The organism is Exiguobacterium sp. s91 (genome assembly GCF_018618915.1).
GTDB lineage: Bacteria > Bacillota > Bacilli > Exiguobacteriales > Exiguobacteriaceae > Exiguobacterium_A > Exiguobacterium_A abrahamii.
In genome coordinates, this window is sequence record NZ_JACSMZ010000001.1 from 2,160,371 (window position 1) to 2,173,293 (window position 12,923).

Sequence of the window (12,923 nt, forward strand, 5' to 3'; positions counted from 1 at the left end):
CTCCGTAAGGTGAACGAGAAGCGTATAATTTTTCAACGAGGAGCTGTCAACATGAATCAATGGACACGTGAAGCACGATACCGTCCCCTCTCGGATGTCGATCCGAGCGTTTACCAAGCGATGAAGGAAGAAGTTCGAACATCTCCTTGGCGATTTTCTTACCATATTCAACCTCCGACCGGACTTTTGAATGATCCGAACGGCTTCGTCTATCATGATGGTCTCTATCATTTGTTTTATCAATGGTTTCCACTCGGACCCGTACACGGGCTGAAGTACTGGTATCACATGACATCAAAAGATCTTGTACATTGGTTCGATGAAGGAGCCGCCTTGATCCCAAATGACGATCCAGATTCGCACGGTGCTTATTCCGGTAGTGGCTTCATTAAAGATGATCAAGTGCACATCATGTACACCGGTAATAAACGGGATGCGGATTGGAATCGCCATACGAGCCAAATCGTCGGTCATCTCCGCTCGGATGGACGAATCGAAAAACATTTACCACCTGCTATTCCAAACGTTCCTGAAGGATATACGGAACATTTCCGTGATCCGAAAGTCTTCCAAGATGCATCGGGCATCTGGTACTGCATCATTGGTGCACAGCGCAGTGACTTGACGGGCTGTACTGTCATCTATCAGTCTCAAGATGCAGAGCAATGGACATTCCTCGGTGAGTTACAGACGAACTACCCGACATTCGGTTATATGTGGGAATGTCCTGATTATTTCGAGCTGGATGGAAAAGGAATCCTCCTCTTTAGCCCTCAAGGGATTGAACCAGATGGTCAGAACTATCAAAATATTTTCCAGTCCGGTTATTTCATCGGCGAACCGTTAGCTTTACCCGACTTAACATTCACACACGAATCGTTCCAAGAACTCGATTTCGGATTTGACTTCTACGCGCCACAAACAACTGAGGCGGCAGATGGTCGACGGATTCTTGTTGGTTGGATGGGGTTACCGGATATCAGTTATCCTTCTGACATCTATAACTGGGCACATGCTTTGACATTGCCACGTGAATTAACGATCGAACAGGGGCAACTTCGTCAACGACCTGTCCGTGAACTGACACAGCTACGAAAAGAGACGCTGTTTGACGAAACGATTCTTTTCGAACAAGACGTGACAATTGCGGAAGCCGAGATTTTCGAGCTCGTGATGACAGACTTAAAACTGTCGTCGGACTCGTTCCGCTTCTCGATTCGTCAAGACGCTACAGAAGAGACGGTATTCCACTACGATGCTGTATCACGTCAATTTACAATCGATCGAAGCCGTTCAGGTGCGGAAGTCCCTGCTGAATCATTCGGTACTTCGCGATCGACGATTCTTGCGAAGGACTTGCATACATTACGTTTGTTCGTGGATCGTTCTTCGTTTGAACTTTTCCTGAATGACGGAGAAGCCGTTGCATCTGGACGGATTTTCCCGAAAACATCCAGTCGAGGGATTGTCTTCTCTGGTGAAGCAGGTGCGCATCTATCACTCTACGATTTATCTTAAGTAAAAAAAGCATTTTCCTGAATAGAATCAGGAAAATGCTTTTTTTAATTCAATGCTTCAATCGTAGTTCTTTTTCTAAATCAAAGGCAAGGATGTGTTGCTCCCCAATCGGACCCATGACGGACTGTAACGTATCGACGTATCCCGTCTTGAAGTACAGTGATTTTGCAGCAATATTCTTTTTATTGACCGCTAGTGTAATCGCTGTGACTTCTGGAAAATGATGATGGACGAACTCTGGCAACTGCATCATTGCCTCTTTCGCATATCCTTGCTGTTGATGGCGTGCATCAATGGAAAAGGCACGTAATAGGACACTTTGTTCATGTGTTCGATGTGTTTTAGGGGGGTTAAGATGAAGAATAAAAAATCCGACGACGAGCTCGTCTTTTTTGATGACAACCGGGAATTTATCTGGATGGGCAACTGCATCTGTGACGACATCCGTCGGAAAAGAAGTAAACTGGACTTGTTCTTCCGGAAGAATGAACGCATCACATTGTTCATAATGTTCATTCGTATACATGTGTAATTTCACTACAGACATTCTCATTCCGCCTTCCCTCTTTGTACAGGACAAGAGAGTACTCTCTTACATCTATTCCCATTTTAATGTTTTTGTATCCATTTGCCTAGTCTTTTAGGGTACTCGTCTTACATAACATCCAATAGGCTCTTGTCTCTTTATTCCACGGTTCTTCTTTCCGTAATCCAATCCTGACACTAAAAATGATACACTAGGGAAAGTTCGATTATTGGACGAGAAATAAATACGCTCGAGGTGAACTGTATCATGCATGAAGATTTTTTCGAACAGATGGAGCGATTGACCGGCATTCAACTGAATCCTGTCCAACAACAGGCAATCGAACATGACCATGGTCCGTTGCTGTTACTCGCCTCACCCGGCTCTGGAAAAACAACGACGCTTAATTTTAAGATTGCCTATTTGATTTTACAAAAAAAGATCGAACCACATCGTATTTTAGGGCTGACCTTCAGTAAGGCAGCAGCTCGCGAGATGGCGGATCGTTTTTATCATCTATTTCACGAATTAATTGGAACGACAGCGGCATTCTCGACGATTCATAGCTTTGCTTTTCAAGTCGTTCGGGATCATACATCCCAGCAGCGTCTTTCCTATACGATCATTGAGGGACCAATGGATCAACAACATCCGAATGCGCCACATAAACGTATGTTACTCCGGCGTATTTTCCAGGAAATTAATCGGAGTGTCATTACCGACGACCAGATGGATGAGTTATTACGAATGATTTCCTTTGTCAAGAACCGTCTTCTTTCTTTAAAGGAAATCAAGGCAGTACCGACGACGATCAAACATTTCCCTGATATTTATGTGGCGTATGAACAATTCAAGTCGCGTGATCCCTTACATCCGTTACTCGACTTTGATGATATGTTGACGTATGCGAATACGATTTTGGAGCAAGACCGTCGTCTGTTGCAACATTATCAGCGTCGCTTTGACTATATCCTAACGGATGAGAGCCAGGATACGTCACTCGTTCAACATCAATTGGTCGAAAAGTTAGCCTTACCGCATAACCGACTTTGTGTCGTTGCAGACGATGATCAGACGCTATACAGCTGGCGTGGCGCGGACGCTTCTAAAATTTTGCACTTCAAAGATACGTATCCGAATGCGACGATTCTTTACATGGAACAAAATTATCGTTCGTCTCAAGACATCGTATCCGTCGCGAACCAATTCATTCAGCGCAATAAAGCACGCTATCCGAAACAGATGTTCACGGAGAACGCTGCTGTTCGTCCGATCATCTTAGAGACGTTACCAACTTACGAGGATCAGACTCGCTATCTGTTGAATCAACTACGGACAGAGACGAATTACCGCGAAGTGGCCATCTTATATCGCAACAATGCTTCTTCGATCAACGTCATGAATGCTTTGGATCAAGCAAATATTCCGTTTTATATTAAGGATGTCGATCATAAATTCTTCAGTCATTGGATTTTGAAGGATATCTTAAACTTCATGACATTCGCACAAGATCCGACAGATATCGATGTGTTAGCAACTATTCATACGAAATTCGCCGGGTACATTTCAAAAGCGCAACTTTCTCAATTGCAGCAGTTCGGTACGGGCGAATCTGTATTTGATCTACTCATAAACAAAATCGAGATGAAGTTTTATCAAAAGAAACAACTTCAACAAATGAAGCGCACGTTCGCTTCCATCCAAACCGTTCGACCCTCTGCTGCCCTCTCTCTGATTCGTCATGAACTGGGTTACGAAAAGAATTTGCGGAAAATGAGTGAGAGTCTCGGTTTTAGTCTCGATCACCTGCTTGAAACATTGAATACGATTGATAACATCGCAAGTGATGTACCAACGCTACTCGCTTTTCGTGAACGGATCACGCATCTCGAACAATTGATGCGTGATGCGAAACAAAATAAAAATCAAAATGCGGTCACCCTTTCGACCTTTCACAGTGCAAAAGGACTTGAATTCGATCGCGTTTTCATGATTGATCTCGTTTCTGGTATTCTTCCATCAGCTGATACGATCAAGGCGTACAAGAATGGACAACTCGATGATATGGAAGAAGCTGCACGTTTGTTTTACGTCGGCATGACACGGGCGCGACACGAACTACATCTTCTGTCCTATCGTTTTAAATCGAAATCATTTGATGTCTCGCCATTCGTCGAAGACGTTCATCGCCTCGTCACGCCTGATGCTGCAAAACGAAAAGTAGAGCGCAAGCGAACTGCTGTTGCAGCGCGAGCTAGCGTCCCCCCACTACCGATCACTGAGAACATGCGTGTCTCGCATACAGCATTTGGTCCCGGAACCGTCTTGCACCTGGTTGACGACGTGCTAGAAATTTCATTTGATCAAGGAATGAAAAAACAGCTTTCGTTACAAGTCTGCTCTGAAAATGCATTACTCGAAATTTTATGATTTAAATGGACTGATTCATAAGTCAGTCTCCATAAAGATAAGGGTCGCAGAATGATGATCTGCCACCCTTATCTCGTAAAAAAAGAAGGCCTCGTTTCACGACACTCCTACAGGAAAAAGCGCATCGCGCTGTCAGAGACAAACAAGACCCGCTTTCCTGCTTGAATGAAGCAGGAAAACTGGCTTGTGTCTCGCCTGAGGAAAGGGCGTGAAAAGACGAGTCCTTCTTTTTAAGTTAATCCCAATTATATACGTCAGTTTTTCGTCGACGACTCATTTTGATGAATCAAGGCATCTCTGATTTCTGTCAATAATTTTTCTTCTGTCGTTGGTACCGCTTCTTCTTCGATGACTTCTTCCTTCTTCCGGAATGAAGTGATGCCTTTGACGAATATAAACAGCGCAAAGGCGATCAACAAGAATTCGATGCTCGCTTGAAGAAATTGACCGTACTGCAACTCTGCATTTCCGACCATGACCGACAATCCTTTGACATCAATGCCCCCGATGATGATACCGATCAGTGGCATGAAGACGCTGTCAACGAGGGATTTGATGATCCCGCTAAACGCAGCACCAAGAATAACTCCGACCGCTAAGTCGATCACATTTCCTCGAAATGCGAATTCCTTGAATGCCTTAAACATGAAACGTCCCCCTTACCAAGCACGGGACGCCAACTGCTGAATCGCATATCCGACGCCGTGCTCATCATTTGTTTTCGTCACGTGATGGGCAATCGCTTTTGCCTCATCATGACCATTCCCCATCGCGATCGCTTTGCCGGCAACTTTGAACATTGGAAGATCATTCAGGTTATCACCGATGACAGCGACCTGTTCGATTGGCACACCGAGGTGGTCTGCGAGGATTTTAACTGCCGTTCCTTTATCGGCACCGACTGCCATGACTTCAATGTTATCGTGTCCTGACGACGTGACATAGACACCGTCGACCTTCTGCTCGATTTCCTGCCAGATTTTTTTCATTAATTCTTGATCAAACGAGAATGAAATGAATTTAAATACTTTTCCTGCTTGGTTACGAATGTACGACCGGAATCCATCAATCATCTTGACGTCTTCGTGGACATAATAACGATCGTGGAAGAAATCAAGCACTTGTTTTGCCCGATCACTTTCTTCACTCAACTCTTTCAGGGAATCATAGGCTGCGTCGATCGTCGCTCCTTGTGCTGTCACGAGTCCTCGATCACAGAACATCTCGAAGAAAACTTCATATTGACTGATGATACCGTAAATTTGCTGTGCTTGTTCCGTCGTCAACGTCGTCGCACTCAACTCTTCTCCATCTACGGTCATCACACGTGCCCCGTTTGAAGCAATGATCGGACAGTGGATTCCTGCTGCATCTGTTAATTCTTTTGCATTTAAGTAGTTACGTCCTGTCGCGATTGCAAATTCGACACCTTGTTCGCGTGCCGCTTCAATTGCCTGAATCGTCTCCGGTTCAATTCGTTGCTTGCCCGAAAGAACGGTTCCATCCATGTCTGATACGAGTAGTTTGATTGAATTTGCCATCGTCTTCACTCTCCTCTTTTTCTATTTCCATACCACTATACCATTTTTCACATTTTGACTGGTCGTAAACGCGGTTTACAAAATCGGTGACAATAAACGCGAAATACTTTCCTTGAATTTGATCGTTCTTGAACGCGCGGCATACGACTCGACCGTCATGAGCTTTGATACCTCACAATCAGCGAGGAAGAGACGTTCTAGTTCAATCGCTATTGCCTGATCATAGACGATCGTGTTCATTTCAAAGTTCAACCGAAAGCTTCGCGCATCGATATTCGTCGTCCCGACTGAAGCAATCTCGCCATCGACGACGATCGTCTTTGCGTGTAAAAATCCAGGTTCATACGTGTAGACTTTAGCTCCGTACGATAACAACTCTCCTACAGCAGCAGTCGTTGCCCAGTAAACGAATGGGTGATCCGGCTTGTTCGGAATCATGATGCGGACTTCCACTCCGGACAGAAGGGCTGCCTTACATGCATCTAAATAACTCGTGTCTGGAATGAAATAAGGCGATTGGATATAAATCGTCCGTTTTGCTTCGTTGATCATCTTGATTAAGGCAAGCTTCAAATACTCTGAACGGGAATCCGGACCCGATGTGACGATTTGCATCGGTAATATATCCTGAATCCTATGCGTTCCATAGTAAAACAAAGATTTTTCCGTATAGACGTCACTTGCTTGGTTCCAGTCGAGAATAAAGCGATCGAGTTGATCATGAACGACGTCACCTTCCAAGCGAAAATGTGTATCCCGCCAGTAGCCGAACTTTTCATCGATACCGAGATATTCCGTACCAACGTTGAACCCACCAATGTAGCCGATTCGACCGTCAATGATACAGGATTTACGGTGATTGCGGTTGTTCAATCGAAAATTAACGAATCCAATCGTCGACGGGAAAAAGGCAAACACTTCTCCTCCGTGTGCGAGTAAATCCTTAAAATCCGTCCGTTTGAGACTTCGTGATCCGACAGCATCATACAATAGACGTACTTTGATCCCGCGACGGGCACAATCGGTCAATGTATCGATCAACGCTAACCCGAGACGATCTTTCTGAATGATGTAATATTGGATATTCACTTCATGCTCTGCCTGGCGGATATCTTGAATCATCCGATTGAACTTCTGCTCGCCATCCGAAAGAATCTGCAGTTGATTCGAGAGACTGAGCAGGGAACCGTTCGACATCAGGTTCATCCGAATCATATCCCGGTGCTTTTGAATCATCGGGTGCCGTCCCATCGTTACAAGTTCTTTTTTCTGTAAGGCGATCCGTCTATCCTGTTCCAGTTGTTCTTCATCCGTGACACGATAAAAATTCGTTTTTTTCAACAATCTTCCGAAAAACAGATAGACGAGAAATCCAACGAGCGGAACGAAATACAAGATGAATACCCATGCCCACGTCGCACCAATATCGCGCCGCTCGAGAAAAATAACCGTCAGAACAGCCAAGATATTCATGATAAGCAATCCGTAGACGATGATGATCGTGAACGTACTCCATACTTCCACCATACGATTCCCTCCCGCTTCAACGGTATTCTTCGATTTTGATTCCTCTGTCTCTTATTCCCGTTTCCTTCCGTGTCATTCTTCTGAAGACAAAAAAACCTTTTTGAAGCACTGCTAGCTTCAAAAAGGTTTAGGCGTGTCATGATTCTGGACAAGGTTCCAGTTGTTGTAACGCCATTTGTTCAAGCGTCGCTTTGACACCTGCTACACAGTCTGGCAATCCAACACCATCATAGGCGAGTCCGGCTAAATGAATGTGCGGATAATGAGAAGCGACGATTTCTCGCACTTCTTGAATCCGCTGTGCATGTCCTACCGTATAGGCCGGTAAGCCGTCTAAGAGACGACTGATGACGACACGCTCCGGTTGCAAAGGACGACCACAGATGTTTTCAAGATCTTCTAAGACGACGCGTTCAATCACTTCGTCTGATTCACGAACGAGTGCATCTTTTCCGGGGCGTCCGACGAAGGCACGAAGCACGGTATGATTCGGTGCTGCATGATTCCACTTTTGATCAATCGCCGTGCATGCTGTAATTGAATACGGCGCCCGACGGTTGACGATGAATCCCGTTCCATCAATCGGTAACGCAGTTTCCTTATCGAAAATCAACGTGACCGTCGCCGTCGAGTGTGTTGAAAGGTTCGCAAGCCCTGGAAGCGTCGCATCTGGTAACAGGGACACGACTTGGCGATGCGGAATCGTCAACAAAATATCATCGGCATATTCTGGACCATGATCCGTTTCGAGACGATATCGCCCGTCTTCTTCCCGTTCAATGGAGCGAAGCGGTGTCTCAAGACGAATCTCTGTCCGTTCGAGCACCTCTTCTAAACGCTCGACGAGAGACTCGAGTCCAGTAGCAAGTGATAGGAATTGACCTGTCGCTTTGAGCGTCGGACCTTGTTGTTGATCAAGCGGACGCATGAGGCGCATCCCTTCGAACAAGCTTCCAGCCTTTTGCTCATTCGCAACGAATTGCGGATAGGTCGCGAACGTACTCATCCGGTCGATATCACCCGCATAGATGCCTGAAAGAAGCGGTTCGATCAACTTCTCGACGAGCGCATCTCCAAGACGCGGACGCAGGTATTCCCCTAATGGGATGTCTGTTTCCGGAATCGTCAAATCAGGAGCAGGGTGAAGCAAGCGTTCTGTCACCTCTGCCTTTTCTTCTTCCGTCAGTAGAGACGTCTCTGCGAATAACTCTAAATCGGTCGGGATGCCCATGACGGCACCTTTTGGAATCGGGTGGAGACCGCGCGCATCCAAGATATACGCTTGCGACGTGTTATTGCGAACGAGTTGCTCCCCTAATCCAATCTCTTCGATGAGATCCGTCAACACGTGTTTCCGTGCGACGTATGAATCCGGTCCCCGCTCGATCGTCAATCCTTCGTCCCGATATGTCGCCACCTTACCACCGAGACGACCCTCTGCCTCGAGTAACGTGATGTTCATCTCCGGAAACTGCTTCTCTGCATAATAGGCGGCTGCAAGTCCTGATATACCACCGCCCACGATGACGAGACGTTTACTGGACATAACTACCCACCTGTTTCGCGACGGCTTCCGTGACAGCTTTCATGAAAGCTGGATCCGCGTTTGGCATGACAGGTCGCGCATAGTGAATTCCGAGTTCGTCGCAGACGACTTTACACTCGTAATCATTATCGAACAATACTTCTAGGTGATCGGCAACGAAACCAACGGGTACATAGACGAATGCTTCGTATCCTTTTTCTTCGTAGACGTCACGTGTCAAATCCTGAACATCTGGTCCAAGCCATGGTTCTGGCGTTTGTCCAGCCGATTGCCAGCCTGTGATCATATGCGGTACACCAGCACGTTGCGCGATCAATTCAGCTGTTTCCTTCAATTGTTCTGGGTATGGATCACCGTTTGCAATGATTTTTTCAGGTAGACTGTGTGCTGAAACGACGAGAACGGCTTTTTCTTCAGGTACTGGTAAAGCGTCGAACGTCTTGCGGATTTCTTTACCCCACCAATCGAGAAACGCTTCTTCTTTGTACCACGATTCGACGGATGCGAGACGAATACCGTGTTGGTCCGCGACTTCCTTCGCACGACCATTGTATGAACGGATACTGAACGTCGAATAGTGAGGTGCTAAAACGACCGTGACCGCTTCCGTAATGCCGTCTTTTGCCATTTGCTCGACAGCATCCTCAACGAATGGCTCGATGTGTTTCAGACCAAGATAGAGTTTGAACTCGATTTCACCAGCATATTTCTCAGACAGTTGACGGTGTAGCTCTTCAGCCTGATCAATCGTGACTTGTGCGAGTGGTGAGACACCACCGATGGCTTCGTAACGTTCCGTCAACTCTGCCAATGCTTCTGGAGACGGTTTGCGCCCGCGACGGATGTGCGTATAATAACGCTCGATATCTTCTGGTTTATATGGCGTACCGTACGCCATAACAAGTAGTCCTAACGTCTTCATTTTCCTACCTCCATTTTTTCTTTCGAATAATCATGGATAAATGCAGTCAAACGTTTCAATACTTCTGGATCGACTTCCGGGAAGATGCCGTGACCGAGGTTAAAGATAAATCCTGGTTGCTTCATTCCCATGTCGAGAATTTCCTTCGTTTTTGCTTCAAGGATATCCCATGGTGCTAACAGATAAGACGGGTCGAGGTTTCCTTGGACAGGTTTCGTCAGTCCACGCTCACGTGCTTCGTCAATCGACAAACGCCAATCAAGTCCGACGACGTCTAACGGTAAACTGTGCCATTCTTCTGCCAAGTGACTCGCTCCTACACCGAACATGATCATCGGCACGCCTGTATCTTTTAATTCCGTGAAAATGCGTTCCATCGTTGGCTTGATGTAACGGACATAATCTTTCCGGCTTGTCGTTCCGACCCATGAATCAAAGATTTGGAACGCTTGGATTCCTGCATCCACTTGTGATTTGATGTAATCGATGACCATGTCACCTAGTTTCTCCATTAAGGCATGCCATACCTCAGGTTGTCCATACATCAATGCTTTCGTTTTATGGTATCCCTTCGAAGGACCACCTTCAATCATATAGCTCGCAAGCGTGAATGGTGCCCCGGAAAAACCAATCAACGGTACTTCGAGTCGTTCCCGTAACAAACGAATCGTTTCATAGATATATGGAATATCTTCACGGTTAAATGGTTGTAATGCTTCGACATCTGCCATCGTGCGAATCGGGTTCGCGATGACTGGACCGATACCACTCTTGATTTCGACGTCAACGCCCATCGATGGAAGTGGCGTCATGATGTCTTTATACAGAATCGCTGCATCGACCCCTAATTGTTTTACAGGTAGTTCTGTCACATATGCGCCTAGTTCCGAGTCATGTGTGATCTCGAAAAGCGTCCGCGTCTTCTTGATTTCACGATATTCCGCTTGATAACGACCTGCTTGTCGCATGTACCAGACGGGAACGTGATCAATCTGCTCGCCACGGATCGCCCGCAAAAACGTATCATTGAATTTCTTCATCATAACTACCCCTTTATACTCGTTCTAACGCCCCAAAAAAACGTACGATAAGTTTGTGAACACAGAAACATTATATCTGAAATTAAGAAGTCTGTGCCAATAAATCGTTTACAAAATGACAGTTCTGTTACCAGTTCATGAAATGTTCACTGTTTCTTGTAAAGACCGAATGCAGCATTCAACTGACCACGAATCAAGTCAGAACGTTGTTGTTCCGTTACCTTGCGTTCTTTTTCTCGAATTTCGTGCGTGCGCCAGCCATCCTCGATTTTTTCCGCGACTTCGACGAGTCGCTCGACATCCGTAAACGAATATTTTCGTGTCTTTCCATTTGTCCGTTCTGGAAAGATTAGCTTCCGTTCCTCATAGTAACGAATCTGACGTTCTGACAAGCCGGTCAATTCACAGACGATTCCGATCGACATCACCTTTTTTTCGCGGTAGTTCATCTTCGTCACTCCTTTCCACAAAAATACCATGTCAGATTTTCTGACACAACACGTTTCTTTGAAAGTATTTCCGTCTAAAGTAAACACATACTTTAAATGGATAAAGGAGGAACGACAATGAAACTGGAACAACTCGCTATCTCAGTCGATACGTTTTATGTCTTATTCGCAGCACTGCTCGTCTTGACGATGCAAATCGGATTCTTACTTCTAGAAACAGGGATGTTACGGGCGAAGAACGCGGGGCACGTCGCCGTCAAACAAATCATCAGCTTCTCGGTTGCCGCTCTCGCCTTTTGGGCCATCGGATTCGGATTGACGTTCGGTGATGGCAATTCTATCATCGGAACGGAAGGATTCTTTTTACAAGGAGGATTCAGCAGTCTTGATTGGTCGAACATCACGATTGATGTGAAGTTCCTCTTCCAACTCTCATTCGTCGCTGTCTCCCTCGCGATCGCTTGGGGCGGATTCGCAGAACGTGCTAAATTATCCGTCTACCTGTTGTTCGGAACGTTTTTCGTTGCTATCATCTATCCGATCATCGCACGTTCCGTTTGGGCAGGTGGATTCCTTGGTTCGCTCGGGATGCAAGACTTCGCTGGATCAACGGTCGTTCACTTACAAGGTGGGATTGCCGCACTCGTTGCCGCTTTACTGCTCAAGAAACGAATCGGTGCTGAAAAAACACCGTTACTTGGACACAACGTCATCTATTCTGTCGTTGGTGCCTTCATCCTCTGGTTATGTTGGTTCGGCTTCAACGCTGGTTCGACACTAACGATTGCCGATGGATTCTTTAGTTACGTTGCCTTGACGACGTTACTTGCGACTGCAGCAGGTGCCCTCGGTGCTCTTGCCATCTCATTCTGGCACCGTCGTGTCGCAGATATCCCTTCGATCATCAACGGCGTGTTAGCTGCACTCGTCGCCATCACAGCAGCCTGTGCCTTCGTCGAACCGTGGGCAGCTGTCGTCATCGGTTTCCTCGCTGGTGTGATCACATATGGAACGAGCATTCTTCTCGCAAGCCGTGTGGATGATCCATTATGTGCCTTCTCCGTTCATGGCGTCGCTGGTATCTGGGGTACACTCGCAACTGGATTCTTCGCTTCACCACGACTCGTTGAAATCACAGGGATCGGACAAGCTGGTCTCTTCTATGGTGGCGGTTTTACGCAACTCGGCGTTCAAGCACTTGGTGTCGTCTTTGCCGTCGTCATCGTCAGCGTCTTAAGTTACGCATTCTTAAAAGTTCTCGACCTTACGATTGGTCTTCGGATCACACGCGAAGATGAACTCCGCGGATTGGATGTTGCAGAACATGGTCAATCTTCTTACGATCTCCCTGCTCCTGTCAGCAAAGAATTACGTATGGTTGAAGAAGAAGACCTCTCAAACGAACGTGTCAATTAATAATTAGT

General features: G+C 46.2%; 11 protein-coding genes. 3 read left to right on the forward strand and 8 right to left on the reverse strand.

Annotated features, from left to right (window positions below; genetic code table 11):
- Positions 1-51: 51 nt before the first annotated feature.
- Positions 52-1,518, forward strand: a complete 1,467-nt coding sequence (locus KNQ06_RS11175; protein ID WP_214768913.1) for a glycoside hydrolase family 32 protein — start codon at positions 52-54, stop codon at positions 1,516-1,518.
- A 49-nt stretch (positions 1,519-1,567) separates the two neighbouring features.
- On the opposite strand, the gene KNQ06_RS11180 is transcribed toward KNQ06_RS11175, so the two are convergent.
- Complete coding sequence (locus KNQ06_RS11180) at positions 1,568-2,071, reverse strand: GNAT family N-acetyltransferase (RefSeq protein WP_251133517.1); 504 nt, start codon at positions 2,069-2,071, stop codon at positions 1,568-1,570.
- 240 nt (positions 2,072-2,311) lie between these two features.
- Here KNQ06_RS11180 and KNQ06_RS11185 point away from each other — a divergent pair, with 240 nt between their 5' ends.
- Positions 2,312-4,474, forward strand: coding sequence for an ATP-dependent helicase (locus KNQ06_RS11185; RefSeq protein ID WP_149426904.1), 2,163 nt, complete (start codon positions 2,312-2,314; stop codon positions 4,472-4,474).
- Positions 4,475-4,728: 254 nt separating this feature from the next.
- Here the strand turns inward: KNQ06_RS11185 and mscL are convergent, their stop codons facing one another.
- From mscL to KNQ06_RS11220, 7 genes are all read right to left on the reverse strand, one after another.
- The gene (mscL, locus tag KNQ06_RS11190) at positions 4,729-5,121 is read right to left on the reverse strand and encodes a large-conductance mechanosensitive channel protein MscL (RefSeq protein ID WP_214768911.1); all 393 of its coding nucleotides are present in this window, start codon (positions 5,119-5,121) and stop codon (positions 4,729-4,731) included.
- Positions 5,122-5,133: 12 nt separating this feature from the next.
- On the reverse strand, positions 5,134-6,015 hold the full coding sequence (locus tag KNQ06_RS11195) for a Cof-type HAD-IIB family hydrolase (RefSeq protein WP_149426903.1): 882 nt from the start codon (positions 6,013-6,015) through the stop codon (positions 5,134-5,136).
- Between the two features lie 75 nt (positions 6,016-6,090).
- A complete protein-coding gene (cls, locus tag KNQ06_RS11200; RefSeq protein WP_023467357.1) occupies positions 6,091-7,542 on the reverse strand; it encodes a cardiolipin synthase in 1,452 nt (483 codons plus the stop codon).
- 136 nt (positions 7,543-7,678) lie between these two features.
- Entirely contained in the window at positions 7,679-9,088 is a 1,410-nt protein-coding gene (gene hemG, locus KNQ06_RS11205) for a protoporphyrinogen oxidase (protein ID WP_214768908.1), read from the reverse strand.
- Entirely contained in the window at positions 9,078-10,010 is a 933-nt protein-coding gene (gene hemH, locus KNQ06_RS11210; protein ID WP_023467355.1) for a ferrochelatase, read from the reverse strand. The genes hemG and hemH overlap by 11 nt, the downstream gene beginning before the upstream one ends.
- The gene (gene hemE, locus KNQ06_RS11215; RefSeq protein WP_023467354.1) at positions 10,007-11,053 is read right to left on the reverse strand and encodes a uroporphyrinogen decarboxylase; all 1,047 of its coding nucleotides are present in this window, start codon (positions 11,051-11,053) and stop codon (positions 10,007-10,009) included. The genes hemH and hemE overlap by 4 nt, the downstream gene beginning before the upstream one ends.
- A 143-nt stretch (positions 11,054-11,196) precedes the next feature.
- Entirely contained in the window at positions 11,197-11,499 is a 303-nt protein-coding gene (locus KNQ06_RS11220) for a MerR family transcriptional regulator (RefSeq protein ID WP_023467353.1), read from the reverse strand.
- 117 nt (positions 11,500-11,616) lie between these two features.
- Here KNQ06_RS11220 and KNQ06_RS11225 point away from each other — a divergent pair, with 117 nt between their 5' ends.
- Positions 11,617-12,915 (forward strand): ammonium transporter, encoded by a 1,299-nt coding sequence (locus tag KNQ06_RS11225; protein WP_215148203.1) that lies wholly within the window; start codon positions 11,617-11,619, stop codon positions 12,913-12,915.
- Positions 12,916-12,923 lie beyond the last annotated feature (8 nt).